20 protein-coding genes are annotated in these 24710 nt (G+C 59.5%); 10 read left to right on the top strand and 10 right to left on the bottom strand.

The window, feature by feature from the left end:
- Positions 1-132: 132 nt before the first annotated feature.
- A complete protein-coding gene (locus AB7783_RS26920; protein WP_441279301.1) occupies positions 133-4959 on the top strand; it encodes an NAD-glutamate dehydrogenase in 4827 nt (1608 codons plus the stop codon).
- Positions 4960-5756: 797 nt separating this feature from the next.
- Positions 5757-6284: an MbcA/ParS/Xre antitoxin family protein gene (locus AB7783_RS26915; protein WP_441279300.1), complete on the top strand. Its 528-nt coding sequence runs from the start codon at positions 5757-5759 to the stop codon at positions 6282-6284.
- Between the two features lie 282 nt (positions 6285-6566).
- Here the strand turns inward: AB7783_RS26915 and AB7783_RS26910 are convergent, their stop codons facing one another.
- The 4 genes from AB7783_RS26910 to AB7783_RS26895 are packed head-to-tail and all read right to left on the bottom strand — an operon-like array spanning position 6567 to position 10946.
- Positions 6567-7199, bottom strand: a complete 633-nt coding sequence (locus tag AB7783_RS26910) for a hypothetical protein (RefSeq protein ID WP_441279299.1) — start codon at positions 7197-7199, stop codon at positions 6567-6569.
- A 9-nt stretch (positions 7200-7208) separates the two neighbouring features.
- Entirely contained in the window at positions 7209-9455 is a 2247-nt protein-coding gene (locus AB7783_RS26905; protein ID WP_441279298.1) for a molybdopterin cofactor-binding domain-containing protein, read from the bottom strand.
- Positions 9456-9465: 10 nt separating this feature from the next.
- Positions 9466-9930, bottom strand: coding sequence for a (2Fe-2S)-binding protein (locus tag AB7783_RS26900; RefSeq protein WP_175365858.1), 465 nt, complete (start codon positions 9928-9930; stop codon positions 9466-9468).
- Positions 9931-9974: 44 nt separating this feature from the next.
- Positions 9975-10946 (bottom strand): helix-turn-helix transcriptional regulator, encoded by a 972-nt coding sequence (locus tag AB7783_RS26895; RefSeq protein WP_175365857.1) that lies wholly within the window; start codon positions 10944-10946, stop codon positions 9975-9977.
- Positions 10947-11338: 392 nt separating this feature from the next.
- On the opposite strand from AB7783_RS26895, the gene AB7783_RS26890 reads away from it, so the two are divergent.
- From AB7783_RS26890 to AB7783_RS26870, 5 genes are all read left to right on the top strand, one after another.
- Positions 11339-12100, top strand: a complete 762-nt coding sequence (locus AB7783_RS26890) for an alpha/beta hydrolase (RefSeq protein ID WP_441279297.1) — start codon at positions 11339-11341, stop codon at positions 12098-12100.
- A gap of 95 nt (positions 12101-12195) precedes the next feature.
- Positions 12196-13209 carry an aldo/keto reductase gene (locus AB7783_RS26885; RefSeq protein WP_441279296.1) on the top strand — a complete coding sequence of 338 codons (1014 nt, stop codon included), beginning with the start codon at positions 12196-12198 and terminating at the stop codon, positions 13207-13209.
- 94 nt (positions 13210-13303) lie between these two features.
- Complete coding sequence (locus AB7783_RS26880; protein ID WP_441279295.1) at positions 13304-14158, top strand: VOC family protein; 855 nt, start codon at positions 13304-13306, stop codon at positions 14156-14158.
- On the top strand, positions 14158-14658 hold the full coding sequence (locus AB7783_RS26875; RefSeq protein ID WP_441279294.1) for a putative quinol monooxygenase: 501 nt from the start codon (positions 14158-14160) through the stop codon (positions 14656-14658). The genes AB7783_RS26880 and AB7783_RS26875 overlap by 1 nt, the downstream gene beginning before the upstream one ends.
- 429 nt (positions 14659-15087) lie before the next feature.
- Positions 15088-16380, top strand: coding sequence for an ATP-binding protein (locus tag AB7783_RS26870; RefSeq protein WP_441279293.1), 1293 nt, complete (start codon positions 15088-15090; stop codon positions 16378-16380).
- Between the two features lie 170 nt (positions 16381-16550).
- Here AB7783_RS26870 and AB7783_RS26865 read toward each other — a convergent pair whose 3' ends face one another.
- A complete protein-coding gene (locus AB7783_RS26865; protein WP_441279292.1) occupies positions 16551-19466 on the bottom strand; it encodes an ATP-binding protein in 2916 nt (971 codons plus the stop codon).
- A gap of 497 nt (positions 19467-19963) precedes the next feature.
- Between AB7783_RS26865 and AB7783_RS26860 the strand changes: the two genes are divergently transcribed.
- Positions 19964-20227, top strand: coding sequence for a PepSY domain-containing protein (locus AB7783_RS26860; RefSeq protein WP_441279291.1), 264 nt, complete (start codon positions 19964-19966; stop codon positions 20225-20227).
- A 155-nt stretch (positions 20228-20382) separates the two neighbouring features.
- On the opposite strand, the gene AB7783_RS26855 is transcribed toward AB7783_RS26860, so the two are convergent.
- Positions 20383-20568, bottom strand: coding sequence for a hypothetical protein (locus tag AB7783_RS26855; RefSeq protein ID WP_441279290.1), 186 nt, complete (start codon positions 20566-20568; stop codon positions 20383-20385).
- A gap of 254 nt (positions 20569-20822) precedes the next feature.
- Here AB7783_RS26855 and AB7783_RS26850 point away from each other — a divergent pair, with 254 nt between their 5' ends.
- Complete coding sequence (locus AB7783_RS26850; protein WP_441279289.1) at positions 20823-21146, top strand: hypothetical protein; 324 nt, start codon at positions 20823-20825, stop codon at positions 21144-21146.
- A gap of 167 nt (positions 21147-21313) precedes the next feature.
- Here the strand turns inward: AB7783_RS26850 and AB7783_RS26845 are convergent, their stop codons facing one another.
- Positions 21314-21628, bottom strand: coding sequence for a hypothetical protein (locus tag AB7783_RS26845; protein ID WP_441279288.1), 315 nt, complete (start codon positions 21626-21628; stop codon positions 21314-21316).
- 300 nt (positions 21629-21928) lie between these two features.
- Complete coding sequence (locus AB7783_RS26840) at positions 21929-22894, bottom strand: MBL fold metallo-hydrolase (RefSeq protein WP_441279287.1); 966 nt, start codon at positions 22892-22894, stop codon at positions 21929-21931.
- Between the two features lie 160 nt (positions 22895-23054).
- Here AB7783_RS26840 and AB7783_RS26835 point away from each other — a divergent pair, with 160 nt between their 5' ends.
- The gene (locus AB7783_RS26835; RefSeq protein ID WP_441279286.1) at positions 23055-24002 is read left to right on the top strand and encodes a LysR family transcriptional regulator; all 948 of its coding nucleotides are present in this window, start codon (positions 23055-23057) and stop codon (positions 24000-24002) included.
- Positions 24003-24067: 65 nt separating this feature from the next.
- On the opposite strand, the gene AB7783_RS26830 is transcribed toward AB7783_RS26835, so the two are convergent.
- On the bottom strand, positions 24068-24388 hold the full coding sequence (locus AB7783_RS26830; protein ID WP_441279285.1) for a hypothetical protein: 321 nt from the start codon (positions 24386-24388) through the stop codon (positions 24068-24070).
- Positions 24389-24476: 88 nt separating this feature from the next.
- Complete coding sequence (locus AB7783_RS26825; protein WP_441279284.1) at positions 24477-24686, bottom strand: LysR substrate-binding domain-containing protein; 210 nt, start codon at positions 24684-24686, stop codon at positions 24477-24479.
- Positions 24687-24710 lie beyond the last annotated feature (24 nt).

The following is a 24710-nucleotide window of genomic DNA, read 5'->3' as shown; positions in this document are numbered from 1 at the left end:
GCTAACATAGTCAAGACCGCACGACCGAAGATTTCACCTGTGCGATTGAAACGCGGTCGGGAAACGATGGCGCACGAAGAGATGCACTCCAAAAACAACGGCCGACCGTAATTGCGGTGAGTTGGCTGGGACGTGGAGGACGCTATGGCGTGGCGTGACGACAAGGCCCGCGCAACTCTGATCCGCGACGCGGCGGGAAGCGTGCAGCCGGGCAAGGCTCCCCGAACCTTTGCCGAGCTTATGTTCGGCTACACCAATGCCGAGGACCTCGCCAGTTACGATGCCTCCTCGCTTGCCTTCCTGGCGGAGCAAGCCTGGGAGCATGTACAGCGACGCACGGCGGGTCATGCCGATATCCGCGTCGTCAATCCGATGATGCCGGACGGGCGCGAGATGTCCGTGCTCGAAATTCTCAACGACGATATGCCTTTCCTGTTCGATTCCATCATGGCGGAGCTCGCCGAGCAGGGCATCGAAGTCACCCTCGTCGCTCACCCCATCATCGCGGTGGAGCGCGATGACCAAGGCAAGCTCCTGCTCTTCCACGGTGAAGCACTGCCGGAAGGGGCAAAGGGCGCGCGCGAGAGCCTGATTCACCTCCACATCACCCGCCTCGACGCCGACGCTGACCGCGAGAGGCTGATTGACGGCCTCACCAGGACGTTAAGCGACGTGCGCGCCAGCGTCGCGGACTGGCGCGTCATGCGCGACCGCGTCGAGAACGCGATCAAGACTTTCTCTTCCAATCCACCGCCGCTGCCGATCGACGAGGTCGCCGAGGCCAACCAGTTCCTGCAATGGCTGTGCGCGGACAATTTCACCTTTCTCGGCGTGCGCGAGTATCGCTTCTCGCCCGACAGCGATGCGTCGGACGACATCACGACCGCTGAGGGCCTCGGCATCCTCCGCGACCCCGATGTAAAGGTCCTGCGCCGCGGCAACGAAATGGTGGTGATGACGTCGGAAATTCGCGAGTTCATGCGCGAGCCGACCCTACTCATCGTCATCAAGGCCAATGTGAGTAGCCGCGTTCATCGCCGCATCCGGATGGATTATATCGGCATCAAGCTCTATGCGCCCGACGGCCGGCTCGAGGGTGAACTACGAGTCGTCGGCCTGTTCACCTCAGGCGCCTATACGCGCTCGGCACGACAGATCCCCTATGTTCGCCACAAGGTATCGCGGGTACTCCAGCGCGCCGGCTTCGATCCGAACAGCCATTCGGGCAAGGCGCTGATGCATATCCTCGAGGAATATCCGCGAGACGAACTATTCCAGGTCGACATCGACACCCTCTTCAATTTCGTCATGGAGATCCTGATCCTCTATGAGCGCCCCCGCGTCCGGGCGCTCGCTCGGGTCGACAAGTTCGATCGCTTCGTCTCCATCCTCGTCTTCATTCCGCGCGACAAATACGACACTGATGTGCGCATGCGCGTCGGCGCCTTCCTGTCACAGATCTACAAGGGGATGCAGGCCGCCTCCTACGTGTCTTTCCCCGAAGGAGCATTGACGCGCGTTCACTACATCATCGGACGCTATGAAGGTAAGACTCCTGCCGTCGAGCGCGCCACGCTGGAAGCCGGGATCAGCGCCATTGCCGCGACCTGGGCCGACAAGCTGAAGGCCGCGCTGACTGCGTCTACCGATGGCATGCGGGCGCGCATGCTCGCCAATCGCTATGCCCAGGCCTTTACCGGCGGCTATACCGAGGTTTCCACGGCGGAACAGGCAATAGCCGATATCGCCACCATCGAAAGGCTCACGCCAACCCGCCCGGTGACGATTTCGGTTCATCGCTTCGAGGGCGAGGACGATCCCAGACGCTTCGGCCTGAAGGTGTTCTCGGATGCCGCGCCACTGTCGCTGTCCTATCGCGTGCCGGTGATCGAAAATCACGGCCTGCGCGTGGTCGATGAACGTACCTATCAGATCGTGCCCGGTGCCAGGCCTGAGCCGGTGTGGCTGCACGACATGACGATAGAGACCAGCGACGGCCAGCCGATCGAGATCAACCGGGAATTCAGCCATCGGCTCGAAGCCTCGATCATGGCGGTGGTCGGTGATCGAGCCGAATCCGACGGATATAACGGGCTGATCCTGCGTACGGCCCTGGGCTGGCGCGAAGTCTCGACCATCCGGGCGCTGTCCCGCTATTTGCACCAGATCCGCGCGCCGTTCAGCCAGGATTATATGTGGGAGACTCTGCGCAAGAACGCAGCGATCACCGCCAACCTCGTCGCGCTATTCCAGGCCCGCCTCGATCCACGCCTCACCCTTACTGATGCCGAGCGCTCGGCCCGGGAGACCGCCCTCCTTGCTGATATCGAGGAGCAGCTCAAATCCGTCGCATCGCTCGACGAAGACCGCATCCTCCGCCGTTTCACCAATCTGGTGCAGTCCACCATCCGCACCAATTTGTGGCAGGTCGGCGAGGACGGACATCCGCGTCCGGTGATCTCATTCAAGTTCGACGCGCGCGGAATCGAGGACCTGCCGGCTCCACGACCGCTCTACGAGATTTTCGTCTATTCTCCCCGCGTCGAAGGCATTCACCTGCGCTTCGGCAAGGTTGCGCGCGGCGGACTGCGGTGGTCCGATCGGCCGCAGGATTTCCGCACCGAGATTCTCGGCCTGGTCAAAGCCCAGCAGGTCAAGAACGCGGTGATCGTGCCGGTCGGCGCCAAAGGCGGCTTCGTGCCCAAGCGCCTGCCGCCGCTCTCCAGCCGCGATGCGTGGCTCGCGGAAGGCACCGAAGCCTATCGCATCTTCGTTCGCTCGCTGCTCGAACTCACCGACAATCTCGACGGCGACGACCTCCTCCCGCCCGACTCGACCTTGCGGCATGATGGCGACGATCCTTATCTGGTCGTCGCCGCCGACAAGGGCACCGCCACCTTCTCCGACATCGCCAACGCGATTTCGGCCGAGAAGAACCATTGGCTCGGCGATGCCTTCGCCTCCGGCGGCAGCCAGGGCTACGACCACAAGAAGATGGGGATTACGGCGCGAGGCGCCTGGGAGGCGGTCAAACGCCACTTCCGCGAGCTCGGCACCGACATTCAGACCATGCCTTTCACTGTAGTTGGCGTCGGCGACATGTCCGGCGACGTCTTCGGCAATGGCATGCTGCTCTCGCCCGCGACGAAATTGGTTGCGGCGTTCGATCACCGCGACATCTTCATCGATCCCTCTCCCGATCCGGCGATCAGCTACGCCGAACGCAAGCGCATGTTCGACATGCCGCGATCGAGCTGGCAGGACTACAACAAATCGCTGATCTCGCAAGGCGGCGGCGTATTCTCGCGCTCCCTCAAGGCGATTCCGCTCGCACCGGAAGTGCGCACCTTGCTCGATCTCGACAAGCCGCAGGCGACGCCCTTCGAGGTGATGACGGCGATCCTGAAGACGCGCGCAGACCTACTGTGGTTTGGCGGCATCGGCACCTATATCCGGGCGTCGGTGGAGAGCGACGATCAGGCCGGCGACCGCGCCAATGATCCGATCCGCATCACCGGGACCGACGTTCGCGCCAGGGTGATCGGCGAAGGCGCCAATCTCGGCGTCACTCAGCGCGGCCGCATCGAAGCGGCGCAGACGGGCGTCAAGCTCAACACCGACGCGATCGACAATTCGGCCGGTGTGAATACGTCCGACGTCGAGGTCAATATCAAGATCGCATTGGCCCGCCCCGAGCGCGAGGGACGCCTCAGCCCGGCTGACCGTAACACCCTGCTTGCCGCGATGACCGACGATGTCGGTGCGCTGGTCCTGCGCAACAACTATCTGCAGACGCTCGCGCTCTCGCTCGCCGAACGCAAGGGCGTGGCCGAAACCGGCTTTCTCACTCGCCTGATGCAGTCGCTCGAGCAGCGCCGCCTGCTCAGCCGCGCAGTCGAATTCCTGCCCGACGACGCCGCGATCACCGAGCGCACACGACGCGGGCAGTCCCTGACGCGGCCTGAACTTGCCGTGTTGCTCGCCTACGCCAAACTGACGCTCTACGACGACCTGCTCGGCACCAGCGTGCCGGACGATCCTTATCTCGCCCGCGAGCTCTCCGGGTATTTTCCGGGCCAGGTTCAGGACAGGTTCCCGACAGCGGTAGAGTGCCATCGCCTCCGACGCGAAATCATCGCGACCAGCCTCGTCAATACGGTCATCAACCGCGGCGGCCCGGCGTGTATCGTGCGCCTGATCGACGAAACCGATGCCGATATCCCCACCATCGTCATGGCCTATGTGGCGGTGGATGAATCCTACGGGCTCAAGTGGCTAAATGATGCGATCGATACGCTCGACGCCTGCATCGAAGGGCAGTTGCAATTGTCCCTCTATGAGGCGGTCCAGGACCTTCTGCTTTCCCGCATGGTCTGGTACGTGCGCAATATTGATTTCAAGGATGGCCTCGAGGCGGTGGTCGCACGTTTCGGCCCGGGTATCCGCGAGATCAGCGCCTCTCTCGACAATACCCTGCCACCGGACTTGCAGGCCGCGCGTGGCAAGCGCCGGCAGGAGCTGACCGATGCCGGCGTCCCGTATGGCCTCGCCGGCGAACTGGCCGATCTCGACACCCTGGTCTCGGCGCCGGACATCGTGACGGTCGCCGAGCGCACCAGCCGCAGCATCGGCGATGCCGCCGCGACGTTCTTTGCCGCCGAGGCCAATTTCCGTCTCGATCGCATCATCGTCGCCGCGCGCAGCGTGCCGGCCAGCGATCGTTTCGAACGCCTCGCCATCGACCGCGCCGTCGACCTGATCGCGGCTGCCGAAAGAGGCCTCGCTGCGGATATGTTGGCAACCGGCCAATCCGGCCAGCAGGCTGCGGAGACCTGGCTTGCAGCTCATCCCGAGGCGACGCGCATCCGCCGCGCAGTCGAGGAGATTGCTGCTGGCGGCCTGACGCTCGCCAAGCTGATGGTGGCGGCAAACCTGCTGGGGGACTTGGTCAAAGGCTGAGGCGTGCGGGGCAGCGATGTGAAACTCTAAAGAGCAATGCTAGCGCAGGTTGTTAGCCAGCGAACGGAGGACCCCAATGATCCACGCTACTTGCCATACCGCTGATAATGTCCGCTGCATCGAGTTCGATGCCACACCCTGGTTCAGCGAGGCTAACGCTCCGAGCATTATCGATTTGGCCGAACGCGGATGGGCCAGCACAGCGATTGCAGATTCCCTCGAGAGCCGACGAGGATACGAACGCTTGCACGACCTCGTTGAGTATGCAGCGAAGCGACTGCAACCGGAATCCCTGGAGGACCCCACCTGGGAAACCTTCGAGTGCGTCGTCGATGGACCCGAGGCCGTAGCCTGGCTCGAGAAAAACCGGCCCGACGTTGTGGCAAGGATCCCGTAAGCTACGAGAAGCGCAGCAATGGCGACGATGATTGGCGCATCACAATGATATCGGGCCAAGTTAGCAGCGAGTCTTTACAGTGCCCGAAAATGGGCATTTTCAAACCGCCCTGAGTCGGATTTTGGAATAACGGTGAGTCGGAATCCCCAGTTTACAGAATAACCGCGAGTCTACATTTCCACTCGTTAGATAATTGACTGTAATTATTGAACTATTCTGCGTTCCTGCTCTGACCTATCGGTCTCCCCCGTGGATCGAGTAACGCTGCTGGACCGCCATTTATTCCATGCTCTATCTGGATAGCAGTCGGCAACTTCGCTGATATCGCGAGAACACGCTCCGAAAATGCTTCAAATTGTTCGAGTTTGGACTATATTCATATTCGCCAAAGGAGTGGCCCATGTCGAATAACCGGGAAGCGACGCCAGCTGAGACGGTAAGCGGCCCTCAACGTCTTGATAGTTCACGATTTGCTCCCGCCAATCGAAGGCCACGCAGCGCTCCAGCTTTACGAACCTTCCTCGCTATTGCGGCTCTGTGGGGATTGACGGAAGAGCAGCGCCTTCTCGTCCTCGGGTATCCATCTCGGTCCACTTATTATAACTGGTGCAAGCGGGCGCGTGAGCACGGCGCTTTCACGCTCGATGTGGACACTCTCACGCGCATTTCGGCGGTATTCGGTATTCACCAAGCGCTCGGGATTCTCTTTCCCCAAGAACGGCTCGGCGTTGACTGGTTGCGAAGTCCAAATAACGAGGTCATCTTCGGTGGACATCCGCCGCTCGACCTCGTCACCAATGGCTCTCAAGATGGGTTGCTCTCGGTGCGTCGTTTTCTCGACGGCACGCGTGGCGGCCTCTACATGCAGCCTAACGCGATAGACGAGGCCTTCACGCCGTACGACGACACGGAGATCGTCTTCCGGTGAAGGACGCTTTCGCACCCTCGCCGTGGCCTGTCCATCGCCTGGCCCCCCTCAACCCGAAGCAAGATGTTCGCCCGCCGCCCCGGAGGCTCCGTGGATCTGCATTACGGTAACAAGCGTCCTCCACCAGGGTTCAAACGGCTACTAAGGTGCGGGTCAACGAATTGAGCGAGTGGCTTCAGTCCGAGTTGGGGCGGCCGTCACGGTCGTCATTCGTGGATAATCCTGGCTCAAGACTTAGTGGCTGCAGCAACGTGGTAGCTGATCACGCTTTGGCGGAAGCCGTCAGTTCGGACACGGTTGCCCGGCAGCTCCCCACAGGGCCATGTCTTTGACATGATCCTCGAACGTCCCCGGAGGGATCGAGCGGCCCGCTCCGGGTGCCCACCCGCGAGGGATGAAGCCGTTTAACGATGCGTCGTGCCGCAGGTGCCCGACGAGGCCAGCGGCGTCGCGACCACCATTGCGTTTGGGATCTTTCAGTTGCGCACAAATCTCTGCGCCACTCTTCCCGAACCAGATGAAGGCCACCGGGGCAAGCTGCCAGTCGATGCCGGCGCGCGGTGGCGAGGGTGCCGGCTCGTTCGGCTGGGTGGAGGTCATGTGACAGGTCGAGCAGGCGAGTTTCTCAGTCCCGATGCGGCTCTCTCCGCCATGGATGTTCATCCCATGCACGCGGGGTTTGCTTTCGCCTGCCGGCGTCCATATGGGAATCGCCTTGGCATCGACATGGCAGTTGGCGCAACGCGGATGCGTCACCACCGCCTCAATCCGCTTCCACGCCTCCAGCCCCTCGGTGCGGCTCACGCTACCAAGCCGCAACACGTCCTTGGCAGCCTCGTCCTTGGCCGCGACAATTCCCGTGAAGGCCGAAATTACTGAGACCGCAAAGACGACCGCAATCAGAGATGCCTTCATGTCTCGCCCTCACACGAAATCAATGAACTTGTCGAAGGGCATTTCGCGGATCCGCTTTCCGGTCGCCGCGAATATCGCGTTGGCGAGCGCGGGAGCGGCAGGAGGAACAGGCGGCTCTCCGACCCCTCTCACTTTGGGATCATTCTCGAGCCCGCGAACTTCGATCACCGGACATTGGTAAATCCGCATGGCTTCGTGGTGATTGTAGTTCGTCTGCTGCGCCCCGCCCTTCGCGTAAGTGAGTTCGCAGTTGATGGCGTGGCCGAGTCCCCAGACGACTCCGCCCTGTACCTGGTTCTCGAAATTGACGGGATCGACAACCTTGCCGACATCGACCGCAACCCAGACCTTGTCGATCCTGATACCTCTGTCAGTCACGCTTATTTCGACGACTTCGGCCGTTGGGGTTCCAAACGACTCGACGAACGCGACGCCACGCCCCTTGCCGTTACCGAGTGGCCCCTTCCAATTCGACATCTCTGCGACCGTTTCAAGAACCTTACGGTAGGTCGGCACAGCGCACATTTCGATGCGCGCCTTCAATGGATCGAGGCCGGCCGCATGGATCAGTTCGTCGATGAAACTTTCGGTGAAGAAGCCGGCTGTAGAGGCTCCCACCGACCGCCATGTGGTGCACGGCGATAATCCCTGCGCCTCAAAGCTCGTGGCCCTGAAATGCGGAATGTCGTAATAGACATTCCACATGCCGGCCGCCAATTGGGGATCGGGGTCTTTCGAAGGCGCTCCCATACGCTCGAGCAGCCCCTTGAACGGAGCGGTCGCTGCCAGTTGCAGGTCGGCCGCGACGATCTTCCCTTTGTCGACGCTCCCTCTGTGTCGGGCGATCGAAATCTGTCGTGGAATATCCTGGAGAAAATCCTCTTCGCGCGAGAACACGAGCTTGACCGGCGTTCCGCGCATCTGATTTGCAATCTCGGCCAGGACGCGGACGTTCTCGAATTCAAGGCGGTGCCCGAAACTTCCACCTGTCCATTGATTATGGAAGATAACTTGTTCCGGCTTGAGGCCGATCGCTGTCGCCGCGACGTACTGCACGGCCTGAGGACTCTGATGGCCGACCCAAATCTCCATCCCTGCGTCGGAGACAACCCCGATCCCATTGAGAGGCTCAAGCGGTTGATGCGCGACATAAGGCGCGCGATACTCCGCCTGGACCAGCGTTCCGACCTTCAACCCGGTCTCGACATCGCCGATTTTCCGCCACTCCTTGCCGAGGAATTCCGGCTTGAATGACGCCTCCAGAACCTTCCAATGGTCGGCTTGCTCTGCGGGATATATCGAAGGTGCCCACGCGCAATCGATCATGTCGACCGCCTTCATCGCGTACCAGCTGTTCGTCGCGATCACCGCGACGCCATTTTTTATTTCGAGGATCTTTTTGACCCCCGGCATCGACCGCGCCTTGCTCGCGTCATATGATTTCAGCGGCTGACCCTTGTGGGGATTCAGCTTGACGGCAGCGTACACCATGCCGTCGATCTTCAGATCGATGCCGAACTTCAACTCGCCCATGACCTTCGAACGAACGTCGAGGCGCATCATCGGCTTGCCCAGTATTCGCCATTTTGACGGGTCGCGTGGCTTTGCATCGAGCACAGGCGGAATTTTTGCGGCCTCCGCCGCGAGTTCAATGTAAGGAATTTTCCTTCCGTCTGGCAGAATCACATGGCCGGATTGGGTGCGGATATCGGCAACAGGGACGCCTGAACGCTTGGCCGCCGCGGCTTTGAGTGTTTCGCGTGCGACCGCGCCGGCAACTCGCAACTTTTCGTAGGTGTCGGGAATCGTACTTGACCCGCCTGTCATCTGCAGGCCCGACGTCCTGAGGCTTTCGAGCGCCGCGGCACGTGCCGCTTCAGCGGCTGGGCTTTGATCCGCTGCCAGGAACGGGGCCAACTCATCCGCGAACCCGGTATTGAAATAAGCGGGGCTTGGCCCCGCGAACCGAATTTCGAATTGGCCGGGATCGAGGTCCATCTCTTCGGCAATCATGATCGGCTGCACGGAGCCGACGCCTTGGCCGATGTCGGCGTGTTGCGCGATGAGCGTGATTTTTTCCGGACTGATCTCCACCCATGGATTGAAGGTCGCGGAGTTGGGTCCGAGGCCGACGGCCAACGGATTGCCATTGGCGGTCGCGGCGGCCTGTGCAGCATTGTCAAAGGAGCCGAAAGCGATGCCGCCAACCACGGCTGCGGAGCCGAAAACGAAAGCCCGACGGGAAAGTCTCTGCATAGGGCCCATCTCACTTCCCCGTCATCTTTTTTGCAGCAGCCGTATGGATCGCGGCGCGAATGCGCGGATAAGTCCCGCAACGGCAAAGATTGCCGGACATGACTTCGTTGATCTCCTCGTCTGTCGGCCGGGGGATCGATTCGAGAAGCGAGATAGCCTGCATGATCTGACCGGTCTGGCAGTAGCCGCATTGCGGGACCTGATGTTCGATCCAGGCCTGCAGGACCGGATGGTCATTCCTGTTGTCCACCCCTTCGATCGTGACGACCGACTTACCCGCGACCTCGCCTATATGTGACTGACAGGATCGGACAGCCCTTCCGTTGATCTGGACGGTGCAGGCGCCACATTGAGCGACCCCGCAGCCGTATTTGGGACTTGTGATGCCGAGCTCGTCGCGCAATACCCAAAGCAAAGGCATCTCGGGAACGACGTCGACCTGCCGCTTGATCCCGTTGACCGTGAGTTCGATCATATCGATATGTTCCTGGCGGGTTTGACTGGTGCAACAGCACTGACTCACAGGAGCTGAGCAGTATTTCCGAATCCTGCGGGATCATGTGCAATCCCTGCGGAATCCTCAGCGTCGCGATCAGCTTTCACGTCGATCTGGCCACAGCACAACTCGCGATACTGCCCTGGGGTGAGTCTCGTGGCCTTTCGAAACACCCGCGTAAAATTGGCTTGAGAGCCGAAGCCGAATTCCAGGGCAATTTCCGCCAGGGATAGATTTCTGCGCGCCAGTTCTTGCCGTGCGGCCTGGACGCGGCGATCGATCACATAGCGGTGCGGTGACAATCCGGTTGCTTCGCGAAAAAGGCGGGAGAAATGAAACGGGCTGAGGCAGGCCTGGGCCGCGAGTTCCTCGAGCCTGATCTCGCGATTAAGGGAAGCGTAGATATAGCCTAACACGCGCTGGAGCCTTCGCGGATCGAGCGACGGTGACTTTTCGGGCGGATGCCAGCGGTCAATCGTATAGTGTCCAAGAAGATGCGCTGCGAGCGCGATCTGAATGCCCTCCACGAACAACGCGTCAGTCGGTTGGCGAGGACGATGAAGCAGGTCACGAAGCGGCGAGCAGATGTGGAAGAGCACCTGGTCCGCCAGACCGTGGGCATAGGCGATCTGCACCTCTGCGGGATCGACATCAAAACCTGCGAGGGTACTTTGGTCCAGCAGCGTCGGAGGGAGATAGACGTGAAGACATTCCATCCGGTCCCAAAGCTCGAGATGACTCTCCTGCGTTCCCGCGGGTACGAGATAGCTCATTCCCGGCCGGGCAAGGCTCTTCTGAACTTCGCCGTTGCCGGCCCGATAGACCATTCCGCCGCCTGACAGCAGCATCATGATCTCCGTGCAAATCGGAACGGGCGTATCCTGCCGCCCCGCCTCGAACCTTCGATGTTCGATGCTCAGTGCAGGCCAATCGGCGGTCTCCGCGAGCTTCTCGCTGTTCTTATATTTTTGATCTCCATGCGTGACGAGCGTCATTGTGACTCCCCTTAGCTGCAGCGAGTCCCAGCCCCGTATCGCAAGCGAGCGCTGATTCCCCGTCCCCGTGTGCGACTGGAATCATGAACACTGTCGGCCACGGAAAAATCTCACAACGCGCCGCACCGGAGCGCTGTGCCGATCCATCCGAAGTTGTTGGATAAGCTTACTGCCAAGTCGAGAGATGGAGCGGTTAAAAGAAGTAAAAGGCAGGCAAAGCAAGAGCTTAATCACGCGGCCTGATTGCGCATCACAATCAGGGGGGACCTCGCCCGGGATGAGCAGGATTCGACCCTCATCGCGCAGGAATCGGAAATACCGGAATGCACGCGTGATCTAGTGATGGCGCTCATCGAACAGAAATTGCCGCCCATCGAGGAGTGGAGCCTGTTATGAAGCCGATTATCTCCGCGCTTGCCGCGATATCGATCGTCGCCGCTCAAGCCGTCCCTGCGGCCTCGGCCGAGAGAACCGTTTCCATTGTCCTTGTCCATGGCGCCTTCGTCGATGGGTCGGGCTGGAAGAGCACCTACGACATACTTTCGAGTGCCGGCTATGAGGTACTCGTCGTCCAGCAGCCAACGATCTCGCTTCGCGACGATGTCGCCGAAACCGAGCGTGTGATTGCCAAGGCCCGACACCCGGTTGTTCTCGTCGGGCACTCCTATGGAGGAATGGTCATCACGGAAGCAGGCGATAATCCAAAGGTCCGCAGCCTCGTCTATCTCGCGGCATTTGCTCCCGAGGCTGGGGAGTCGGTGAGTACACTTGCAGAAGCGCCTGTGCCAGCCGGCGAGCACAAGGCTCCGCTCGTCGCTGAGGGGAACTATCTCTTCGTCGAAGCCGATAAATTCCCTTCGTCATTCGCGGCCGATGTTGATACCGCCACAACCCGCTTCATGAGTGCCGCGCAACTGCCGTGGGGATTGCAGGCGGTGCAGACCAAAGTCGGTCGTGTGGCCTGGAAGGCGAAGCCGACCTACTACATGGTGACAAGTGAGGATCATATGATCCCCCCGACCGCGCAACGAAATATGGCCCGACGGTCGGGCGCGAAAGTGGCTGAGCTGAAAAGCAGCCACGCGGTGATGCTGTCGCATCCGCGCGAGGTCGCAGCGTTCATAAAGAGCGCGGACACATCCGCTTCTGACTGAAGTTGACGCGGCCGAGCGTCGATGGCCGAGGTCGATGTTCTCACGATTATCTCTCGACGGATGGCTTGGTCTGCCCGAAACAGAGGACATGCCATATGACACTCAAGGATGTACTGCCCGGCAAGCTGGGTTTCGGTGCGGCGCCACTCGGCAACATGTTTCGCGACATCCCGCAGCAGGAAGCACTCGCGACGGTGAATGCAGCGTGGGACGACGGCATCCGATACTTCGATAACGCACCGTTTTACGGCGCGGGGCTCGCGGAGATCCGTATGGGCGCCGCCCTCGCCGGCAGGCTGCGTGACGATTATGTTATCAGTACCAAGGTCGGACGCGTGATCCTGGATGAGATCGAGGATGTCGATGCCCGTGACCTCGGCGAGAAAGGCAACGTGTTCAAACACGGGCGCCCGAACAAGATCGTCAACGACTATTCGAAAGATGCGACGTTGCGCTCTATCGAGGACAGCCTGAGGCGGCTGAACACCGACCGCATCGATATCGCCTTCGTGCACGACGTGGCGCAGGATTTTTATGGCGACGAGTGGCTGGCGGTGTTCGAAAGTGCGCGCAAGGGTGCGTTCAAGGCGCTTGACCAGCTACGCGATCAGGGCGTGATCAAGGCTTGGGGACTTGGCGTCAACCGGGTCGAACCGATCGAACTCCTGCTTGCGCTCGACGACCCGCGCCCCGACGGATTCCTGCTCGCGGGCCGTTACACACTTCTCGACCATCCCCGCGCGCTCCAGCGGGTGATACCGATGGTCGCCGAGCATGAGCTCGCCATCGTTGTCGGCGGCCCCTACAGCTCGGGAGCGCTCGTCGGCGGTCCGAACTTCGAGTATGCACCGGCGCCTCCGGAGATCATCGACAAGGTGACGCGGATCAAGACGATTGCCGACCGCTATGGCGTCAGCATGAAGGCTGCAGGCCTGCAGTTTGCGCTCGCAAATCCGGTAGTTGCGGCCGTCATTCCGGGTGCGAGCCGTCCGAGCCGCATCGCCGAGGATCGCGCCGCGCTCGAGGAATCCATACCCGCCGATTTCTGGCGCGAACTCCGTTCGGCGGGCCTCGTCAGTCCCGCAGCCCCTCTTATCGGAGTCGATTGAGCTGCCCGGGATCCCAGCAAGTTCATTCCAATCGGGCGTCGCTCCAACGCGGGATGGTGCAGGCAAATTCAACCGAACGACCAAGGAGACGGAAATGACAGATGAACCACAGGACGCCCCTGAAATAAGCCGCCGGGCCGCGCTTCGAACAGCCGGCGTAGCCATGATCGCAGGCCTGGCGATCGGCGGCACACCGACAGCCGCACCGGCCGCTGCACCGGACACCGGCGGAATGTCGGCGGCCGAGCGCAACGAGGCAGCGCTCGGCGCGCGGCTCCAGGGCGTTCAGCATTTCGGGCTGACCGTCCAGAATATGGAGCGGGCTTATCAGTTCTACACCGAGGTACTGGGCGGCGCCGAAGTTTTCCGCCACGGCGACTTCCAAGGCGATGGGGTGCAGAACACGCTGCTGGCCGACCAGGAAATCGAGGCGAACGCACGCGGGGTCAATCCTCGGACAATCGGTGTTCCCGACCTGCGCGGTGGAGCGCAGCGGCTCGATGTTCGCTTCATCCAGTTCGACAATGTGGTGATCGAGTTGCTCCAGTATCGAGACGCGGATCAGCCCATGGGCAGCTCCAGGAGCTTTGCTGAGCCGGTGCAGCACATGAGCCCCGCTTTTCCGCGTATGATGCACATCTGTTTCTATGTTCGCGACGATGTCGACTTCAACAAGTTCATCGCCGACCTCGAGGCAGAATCCGCGCGCCGCGGCATGACGCAAGTGAGAGCGAACCGCACTGTCCGGGTCATGACCGAAGCGGACCGCAAGGCAGCTCCCCGCAGCGCCAACACGAACCGGGTGACCCAGGCCCCGTCAGATGGCTGGGAACTGATCTATTGCAAGGGTCCGGAGGGCGAGCAGCTCGAATTCGTAAAAGCACTGGGGCCCGTCAAGCAACGTTTTGCCGAAGCCTTGGCGAAACGGCAGCAGACTATCACACGCTGATGGACAAGATCCGGCGGACGAACGGCCGCCTGTCGCACCGGCGAGATGTTCGTGACAACGATGTGAAGGCGCCCATGATGCAAACTATCCGTCGCAATTTGCTCGCCACGGCGCTGTTGGCCCTATCGCTGTCCCTTCCGGCGTCGGCGGCAGTCGCTCAGCAGGCCCCGCATATGCGTTATCAGGATATTCGCGAAGGTGCCTATTCAGTAGTCGCCCAGGTGCGAGCCAAGCCTGGAAAGGAAGATGCTCTCCGGGCAGCTACCTTGCCTCTCATCGACCTGGTTCGCGCCGATCCCAAAAACCTAGTTTACTTTCTCCAGGAAGATCGCGCCAAACCGGGGCATTTCATCTTTTACGAGATTTTTGCCAGTCAAGCCGATTTCGACGCACATAACGCCATGCCCTATGTGCAGGAGTGGTTCGCCAAGCTTCCAGAGCTTGCCGAAGGTGGCGTCGAGGTGATGCGCATGGCGATCCATAGTATGCCCAAAAAATAGCCGAAATCGTCGAGAAATAATCCGCAGCCTGGAGACAGCCAACCGCCGCTCACCGCCCGCGTGAAATTCCACGCGAGGCCTGTGCTGCGGCGAAATGTCCGCTGTAGTCGGGCCCCGTGCACTTTAGCCCTTCTGCGTGTAGACTCCTGGTTAAAGTCTTGTTCGAATAGCTCTTGCCAATTTTCGCTCACGGATTGGTCGAACTATGCGATGTCGTCATTCAGAGGCACTGGCTGATAAGGCAAATCTACAGAGCGCCCCCTTCTGCGCTTCGCCTCTGATGCAAACCGGGTTACCCCGGTGAAGGTGGCGTCTCGATCAATCGCTCCAACGAGCTCAACGAGTGGTAAAAACACCAACCAGCCTCTTGGGCATAGACCCGACGCAGAGATTTTTTTCGGACCATATCGGTTCGATCGAGATCGGCGAATGTTGTGGCAAGGGGATATCTTATTACGAGTTGGGGCCCGGGCGCAGGCAATTCTGAGCGTGCTCACCGAGACCCCCGGACGTCTTGTAGGGAAACGTGAACTCCTAGAGAGGGTATGGCCTGATGGCCATGTAGACGATGCAAATCTTAAAGTACAAATTTCCACTTTGCGAAAAGCACTTCACCGCTGCGAGGGATTGATCAGGACCGAATCCTCGCTGGGCTATCGCTTTCTCGGAGAAACGGTGCCGAATGATTCGTATCGCAGCACCCAGCGGCGGTGCTTCTTGGCGCCAAGACATCTTACCGAGCCTATTGGTCGTGACGGCGTGGTTGCGGATATAGTCAGCCTTCTCAAAGAAAGCCGCCTGGTAACGATCCTTGGTCCCGGCGGCATCGGGAAGACAACAGTCGCGCTCGCAATCGCACATCAACTAGCCGATACATTTGCGGATGAAACCTGCTTTGTCGATCTTAACAGAATTGCGCGCGACGATCAGATTTGCGAGGCCCTGGCGCGCTCACTCGACCTCCCCGTCGGAGAGGCGCCTGCTCTTGAGCAGATAAAGGTGGCACTGCGGGGCAAACGCCTTCTACTGGTCATTGACTCCTGCGAACACCTTACCGATGCGGTAGCGTTACTGGTCGAGCAGATTCTGAGCTTCTCCAATGAAGTCTGGATCCTCGCAACGTCCCGAGAGACCTTAAGAGTTGGAGCTGAATTCGTCTGGCAGCTCGAACCGCTCGACGTGCCGCCGCCCTCTCCGAGTAATACCGCGGTGAATGCCGCACGCTACTCTGCAGTTCAGCTCTTCATAAGGATCGCGACCGAAGTTTCTGGCGACTTTAGGTTCAACGACGACACCGCACCGACCGTCGTCGAGGTCTGCCGACGTCTGGACGGAATTCCACTAGCCATCGAAATGGCGGCCTCGATGGTCGGCCCCCTCGACATTGGTGAAATCCTCCGCAATCTGGATCAACGCTCGTCCGTTTTGGAGTCCGATCGCCAAGCCGCCAACCCTATGCAGCATTCTCTGTTCTCAACCCTACACTGGAGCAGCAATCTTCTTCCAGTCAACGAACGAGCGGTACTACGTCATTTGACATTTTTTACTGGTGCTTTCACCCTCGATGATGCGGTTGCGGTCGCCGCTGATGACATCACGGACGCATCCATCGTTCGCGAGGCGGTTATCGCGCTCGCCAATAAGTCCTTCTTGATCGTAAATCATGAGATCAGTCCCCCAGAGTACCGCCTTTTCCGGTTTCTTGAGAATTTACGGGCCTAACCGTGGATACTTCGCCAAGCGTCATTGGCCTCGCATGACCTGCTTCCGCATGAACATACATCAAGCAGAGATGTCAGCTCTCGGTCATGACCTTTTGCCGGCTGATAGCTGAAGAACAACCTCAAAATTCCTGAACGCCTGTCTCGCCGAGTGATCGCAGTTCGCAAGCGTCAGGATATGTTGATCCCGGCGAGGATAGTTTGAGCGCGAGAGAGAAACGGTACGCGTGATCTGTCCTGTAAATTGGACAGGACATCGACAAGTGCATTGCGAGCCGCCCACGGTCTCCCCACGTTTAGCTCAAGCTCGGCGAGGCCGACAGCAGCTTCGCACTCATAGAGATAGAAATCGTGCAGCTTGCTTAGCTCGATTGCTTGTCTGAATAGTTCACGTGCCGTATCGACGTTCCCGGGCCGGTTACGAGCAATGAGCACCTTGGCGAGGATTGGGTGGTGTTTACCGATGAGACGAACATCGGACGGGCCCAGGCACTGGCTCATCGCCTTCAAGAGTGCAGATTCTGCGCCGTCCAGATCACCAACAATTCGTCGTGCATCGGCCAGTTCGACCCACAAAATCGGATGAAGAGAACCTGTTTTAATTATGAACTCATCCTCCAAACACGAAGTCAGGATGCGTTCGGAGGATCCAGCATCTCCATCAGCATATCTGAGAAGAAGTGCTCGAAATGCCTCGGCAACCGCATGCCAGGGTCGGTAGTGCCGCGATACTTCCTCCAATTTTTGCAGGCAGCTGCGTGCACGGTGAAATTCCCCCGAGGATATGTTGACCCATGTTGCACCCTGGGCAAGAACGAAATAGGTGGTTGTCAGATGTCCTTTTGCCTCGGCCTCATCAACCGCTGTGTTCGCAAGCGACAATGCCTGTTCGCAGTATCCCATGTAGTGTTTGGCAAGCGCCAACCCGATCTTGCAGGAGATGAACGAGTCGATTCCTCCGAAATACAAGTAGGCGCTTCTGGAAATCGACGGGCAGTCCTGCAGGAACATCTCGAACCTCTCATGGGCCGATCGTATGGCAGAGGTTTCAAAATCGTTGAATGCGGTTATTCGTTGAAGAAGATAGTGCACATCAGGGGCATTGGATCGCTCCGCTGCCTTGGCAAAGGCGTCGAGATGACGCGTCGCCTGGCGGCGAGTGAGAAGCATATTCTGAATGATACCGTAGAGAGCCCGCAGCTCCAGGAAATCATCTCCTGCAGCTTGCGCCGCGTGCCAGGCACGCTCATACAAGCTCGCTCCCTCGAATCCCGCCAGGTATACCTGCGCGGATGCAAGTGACACCAGCAAGCGAGGCCGCACGGCGGAATCAAATGCTGAGCTATCATCGACGAGATGAAACGCCCTGGTTAGATAAGGGACTCCTTGAACCAACGAGGTGAGCGCAAGCCAAAGCCGTTCCGCGACGATAACAAGTTTTACACCGAGTTCAGGATCTGACGAAAACGCCCAATCAAGAGCCACCCGGAGCTCGTCCAGGTAGCCCCGCATTTTCGTGTTCTCAGATGTCTCGTCGTAAAGGTCCCAGTCGATGCCGTCGAGCAGTTGGAGGAAGTATTCCGCGTGGCGTCTTTGCGCTATGTCGCTGGCAGGAAAGTCCAACTGAGCTATGTATGCTCTTGTCGTATCCAGCAGACGATACTCCGCATGTATCGAGTCCGGGTCGGAGGAGAGAAGTGAGCGGTGAGACAGTCCAATAATGGCGTCGCGCGCAGCGGATGCGCAGAGTTGGTCGCTGCTTGCCACGGCGATGCCGGCGTCAAGCGAGAAGGTCCCAGCAAAGCAAGCGATGTGTCGCAGAGCGGATTGTTCTGCCTCGGACAGCAGATTATAGCTCCAGTCAATCGTCGAGAACAACGACCGTTGACGGGGAACAGTACTTCTTCGGTCGACATTGATCACTGACGATTTTTCGCTCAGGCTGCGGAGTGTTTCCACGAAGCCGAGCACAGCGGCAATCGAAGCGGCAATTTCAATTGCCAGTGGGATCCCATCGAGGCGCCGGCAAATCTCCGCGACAGCAGCAGCTTGGCGATCATCAAAATGCAGCTTCGCCGCCCGCTGATGCAGGCACTTCAAGAATAGTTGGACTGACGAATAGGTCTTGATGTCGTCCGCATGCGTTTCGGCAGCCTTCGGGGGAACTGTCAGGGGGGCGAGTCGCCAAATGGCCTCATCATCAAGCTGCAGTGGCTCTCGCGTCGTAACAAGAATATCCACGTAGCTCGTGTTAACGAGGAAGCTGTCAACGAGTTTGGCCACTGGACCCAGCACATGCTCACAACAGTCCAGGATCAGAAGCATCCGCCTGTCGCGGAGCGCCAACACGATTTGTTCGATGCCGGGCCAGTCCGTTACTCGCAACCCGATCGCATTCGCCAATGCGGTGTAGACAAGATCAATTGAGGATATTCTACCAAGATCGATAAAGTAGGCGCCGTCGGCGTAGTTTGCGGCCCGGTCGTTCGCGACCTGCAACGCAATCGTTGTTTTCCCGATGCCACCCGATCCAAGGATCGTCACAAGTCGTCGGCTATTTAGAAGCTCATGAATTCCATCCGCTGCCGCCTCGCGGCCGATCGGCTTTACAACAAGCCCAGGAATGCCGAACCGCGGCTGGTTTTCAGAGCGACGGACGCCCCGCTCTTTCACAACATCGGCGTCGAAACGGTAGCCTTGAGATGGATCAACTTGAATTGCCGCGCCGTAATCACGCAGAGCTTTTCTCAGCCCAGAGATTTGGACCCGCAAATTGCTTTGATCAACGTGCAAGCTTGGCCATGCGCTCCTGATCAAGGCGCTACGACTGACGGTTGCGCCAGGTGCTTCAAGAAGGACTTGCAGAATGGCTAACGCCCGAGCGCCAAGCCGAACTGGGACGCCTCCGTCCCACAGTGTGCGGGTAGCTGCGTCGAAGCGGAACGGTCCGAAGAATATCTCTCGGCTCACCATTGCACCTGCTTGGAAACCATATCTCGCGGCGCACCATAGAAGCATTGCCTCAGGTTTTACCAGATTTTCCACAGGGTTTCGAAGAGCTGCCATCACCTTCAGCAAAACGGCCACTCACGCTGCACTGCCAGGCGTCCGCGACGTGAGGGCTAAGATGCGAGACAAGGGCGCTATCGAGGACCGCCGCCGGCTCTGAAAGCTAGGGTTTTAACCGATGCCGGTCGACAGAAGGCTTTTCTAAACTGCCGCGATAGCCGATGGCCTACACTGAGGGAGGTATGGATGACTGAAATCCCTGACCGCCGGTCATTCCTTCGTTTAGCGGGCAACGTGATGGCGCTCGCCGCGGTCGGTGCCGTAGGCGTTCGCTTCTTTAATATTGCAGAGGCGATGCCTGTCGCACCCGCCATGGGAGCCACTGAAAAGCGAGTTGGTCTTGTTACGCCGGTGCAATGGGGACCGCCGCACGGACCCGGCTGGCGAAGACGTTCCCGGCGCGGGCGCCGCTGGGTCTGTTGGTGGCACCGGGGGCGTCGTCGTTGCGGATGGCGATGGTAGCTTGCGTTCGCCCGTCTTTTCGATTGGGCTCCGAGAAAACATGGAGGTTTAGAATGAACAGACTAGCTGCATTCGCTCTCTGTGGCTCGGTGTTGATGGGCGCCGTCACCATGACGCGCGCTGACCAGCCTGGGCCAGACTGGATGCCAATGGAGCAAGTGATAGTGAAGGTCCTGCAGTCCGGCTACTCACGGCTTTCCAAGCTCGAAGCCGACGATGGCCGATGGGAAGGTGAAGGCATCAAGAACGGCAAGAAGATGGACTTTCACGCCGACCCTAAGACTGGCGTGATCATTGCCGAGAAGCCCGCCGACTAGATCACATACTCGCCACCAATCCCGAGTTCAGACCTACTGAATGGTTACCTTCGCGACCGCCCATGCCGATTGCATTGGCCGTCGCTCGAGACGAGACCGATGCGCGTCGCCCCTTGAGCCTGGCCTCAGGCCCTCCTCCACGGAGATGAAAAGCGTCACTGAACGTCGTCAGGGCACCACCCATGCCCCGGATGCTTGGAACTACTCTCGGGCGGTTTGTTGCTGTCGTAGCCGTTAGTTTGCAAGAGCCTCACAAATTCACTCATGAGGTGCTCATTGTGTTCGTCGGCTTCCGGTCGGGCGCGGCCGAATGCCTCGCGCAGGATTGCAAAGAAATCCATACAAGCCTCCTTCGACGGAGAAGTGCGCATTGGGCACGTAGTTGTCGACCAAGTTCAGGTCGGGGGCAAATCAATTCGCGCAACGGTATTAGCGGGCGCTGCGATCGGCCGAGCACCTAGAGGTCGCCAGCCTCACCTACCAGCACAGCGCAGAAAGTCATCGTCGCAGTACACGCCGTGAGCACGTGGCAACTCTCGGTAATACGCACGATGAGTGAGTTGGAACACGACACCGGAACTTAGGTTTTATCGTCATGTCTGACGAAGATGATGATCCAGTCGCCGAAATCACGTCTCCGCCCGTTCAGGTGCGAGAGACCAATCGTTTATGGCGGCTGACACCCGCGATGAACCTGCTTGAGAAGAGCAGGCAGATCGCGATTGTCCCCGCCGAGACGGAGGACGAGGCTCGCGCCATAGCGGCAATGGCTGATCCCATGGGACGAGACTGGCGAGATCAGCACGCATTTGCCGCTGATAGCATTGCCACGCCGGAATGGGACGTCGTTGGCGACGTCATCTTCCGCTCGACGCCCGCGCCAACTACTCCGAAGTCGAAGCGATCTAGGAAGGTCTGACCATGCCTAAGAGGATAACTGAGAGCCCACTAGAAATGTGGCCGCCGATTTACTGATGGAAGCCCACGCAATCGAACCATGCCACGAAGGACCGGATCGCCGCCGTCGAGAGCGTGCTCGACGGCCTGAGCGATGATGTCCCGCGTGCTGAGGCCCGGTTCGTAAGATCAGCAGTCGTTTGCTTGAGCCTTCGCACCTTCCGCCTGCTGAGCCGCAGTAGGCTTCGCCTGCATTTGCTTCTGAGCATCCTCGGACGAAACGGGACTATTTCCGGCCTGCTGGTTCATGGCGCTCGTCGGCGGGTGCTGACTTGGATTAGTATTTGCACCAACGGTCGAACCGGTATTTCCGGGAGTCGGCCCGGAACCCGCGTCGCGCAGTTCTGCCGTCTTGTCTGTGTTACACGGCCCCGCTTGCGCGGTTGCGCTACCGAGTCCCAGCACGGTTGCACAAATGAGGACAAGTTGGCGTGTCATTTTCATCTGTCTCTCCCTGGGTAGGGCCTGCAGCCACGCAGATGCGAGGAGACGGGCCGCTTCTTTAACCGAGGCGATGACGCCAAGTTCCGATGGTTAAATAGAGAGCTCCCCATTCCAGCGCGAGCTAAGATTCACCTTATCATGATGGTCCCAGACACGAAGACCCACAATCAGCGCCGCATGAAAGCCGCACGAAACTGAGCCGACCGATCGGTCACGCCCTTCCCCTCCGCCCCCGGATATCGAAGCCTATCGTCCGCTACCGACCAGCAGGGAACCACTCTCAGCGCTCAGCCGGGGCGTTCAAGTCTGCAAGGCCCAGTCCGCCGCCTGCCACCGCAGTTGCCCGCGATCCGAGACGATGCGACCGAGACCCGGAAAGGGCATGTGCGTCGCTGCGATCAGCGCCCCTTCAGCAGCAGCCTGCGCAAAGAACTTGTCGCGCATTGCCTGTGCCGCCGGTCGATCCTGTTCAAACAGGAAGCCCACATCGGTCGCGCTCGGATGGATCACGGGGAAGACCATGTCGGACACCATGATGAGGCTCTGACCGGCATCGGCGATCCGCACGCCGATATGGCCCGGCGTATGACCGGTCAGATCGACGATGGAGATGCCCCGCGCAATATCGCGTTCGCCATCGGTCTTCTGCAGTTTGGGGTACAAGCGAACGACCTCGTTCGACATTTTGAAGCTCGGTTGCAGATAGTCTGGCGCGCCGGCTTGCTTTGCAGGATCGGTCCAATGGGCGACGTCTCGCCGGTCAATATAGAGCTCGGCCCTGGGATAATTCCTCTTCCCGCCAACGATCAGCCCGCCCATGTGGTCCTGATGCATATGCGTCACGATCACCGCATCGATTTGATCGCGGCTGATGCCGAATGCGGCAAGCGCCTGCGGCAGCGCACCTGTCTGCCCAATGGAGCCCGCCGGCCCGGTATCGATCAGGATTCGGCGCTGGCCGTCCTCGATCAGATACTGGTTGAAAACGAAACGCACGCCACTTGGCCGTGCCGTGAACTGGGCCGCCGCAGCCTGCTCGACCTGTTCAGCCGTGCGACCGGGAAAATAGGTGTAAGGCATGTCCGCGTAGCCATCGGTCAGCGCGGTCACGGTGAAGCGTCCGATCCGGATCTGTGCCAAAGGCGTAAGGGTACCCTTCGCAGGCGCCGCTGCGCTCTTGGCCGAGGCAATCTCGGGAAGAAGGCCGCCACCAACTATTCCGACACCCAGTCCGCCTATCAGCGCGCGACGAGAGAGATTGGTCATGGCTGGCCTTCCTGATCATTGACGCGAGCCTTGGTGCACGCGTCCTCTGCCTGAGGGCACCCGTCTCGCGACGCCCCGATTCCGCGGAAACTAGAGTCGCCATCTGAAAAACGGTATCCTAAGACTGCAAGAGGGTTCCTCCCAAACTGCGGAAGGTATGATGGACCGGTTCGAGGCTATGTCGGTGCTGTTGGCTGTTGTCGAGGCTGGCAGCCTGTCCGCTGGTGCGCGACAGTTGCGTGCGCCGCTCGCCACAGTCAGCCGTAAGGTGGCGGAACTCGAGCAACATCTCGGCACCCGATTGGTCATCCGCACCAGCCGCAGGCTCACGCTCACAGATGCTGGCCGCGCCTATGTCGCTGCCTCTCGACGGATCCTCGAACAGTTGGAGGAGGCTGAGCGAGAGGCAGCTGGAGAATACAATGCGCCACGCGGGGTACTCCATGTCACGGCCCCTATTGCATTCGGGGAGCGCCACCTGTTGCCCATCGCACTTGGTTTCCTGGCGGAGCAGCCTGATATCTCGTTGCGGCTCATGCTTGCCGACAAGCAGATCGATCTCGTGAGTGAGCATGTCGATCTAGCCTTGCGCATCGGCCATCTGGAGGACAATGCACTGATCGCGACGCGCGTGGGCGTGGTGCACCGTGTGATCTGCGCCAGTCCTGCTTATCTGGCCCGGCTTGGCGTACCACGCGTGCCGGAAGACCTGGTCCGGCATGACGGAATTGCTTTCAATGGTTTTGCGACATCGCCCGAATGGCGCTATCGGCGCGACACCGCAGCCTTTGCGGTGGAGCCGCGCGCGAGGCTAACCGTGAATACGACGGACGCGGCCATACAGGCCGCGCTTGCCGGCATCGGAATCATCCGGGTGCTCTGCTATCAGGTGGCGGATGAGTTGAAATCCGGCCGGCTGCAGATTCTGTTACCGGATTTCGCGCCGGAGCCACTGCCGGTCAGCCTTGTCTATCCGGATGCCGGACTGCAGCCGTTGAAGGTCCGATGTTTCCTGGACTGGGCCGTGCCGCGTCTGCGGGCCGATATGGCGCAGCTTCAGGCGGATTGGCTTCTCAGGGAAACGGCATCAAGCGCCGGAGTTTCCTGATTGTTCGATGCGCAGATCGATGATGATCGGAGTTTTATCGCCGCTTTCTCAGTTCGCACTGCCTGTCAGGTTTCGGGCAAGCGTTCAACGGCTCGATTGTCGCCTTTGCGCCAGGAGCGGTCGTACAGAATATCCCGGTTTCTTGAATTCATGCGGGCAAGCACACGGACCCATTCAACAAAGGCCTCGATTGATTTTTTCTTAGGGTTGGACGCCCAGAAAGTGGCATATAACGCATACCCGGGAAGTGTAATTTCCGATATCGGCCGCAATGAGCCCTGTGTGAGCTCCGGCTGCACAAGAACATTGCTACAGATCGCAATCCCCTGCCCGTCGATCGCGGCCTGAATAGCGTGCAATTCTTCTTGAAACCTTAGCTCGGTCATCGATGCTAAATCTGGCATCGAGCCGTAACTACTGCCGGCAAACCGTTTGCCAGCGGCGCCAGGTCGGCGCCATTTTGTCTGTTACCGGTCAGTCGGTATCAATCGGCGGAAGCTCCGCCAGTTCTGCCAAGCGTAATGGCAATCTCTTCGCCCTGATAAGTTTAGGGCTGGCAACGACAAAGAAAACATCTCGAACCAGTTCGACCGAAGCCAGCGCGACGGGTGGCGTTCTCGCATAGCGAATTGCTAAATCGGCTTCTCCAGCCGCGAGACGAAGCCGACGTCTCGCGTCCGCCATACTTCGTTGCTTGCAGAAGTTGAT

The organism is Tardiphaga sp. 172_B4_N1_3 (assembly GCF_052076035.1).
Lineage (GTDB): Bacteria > Pseudomonadota > Alphaproteobacteria > Rhizobiales > Xanthobacteraceae > Tardiphaga > Tardiphaga robiniae.
Note: the sequence above shows the minus strand (reverse complement) of the source record. Positions and strands in the feature narration are given on the sequence as shown.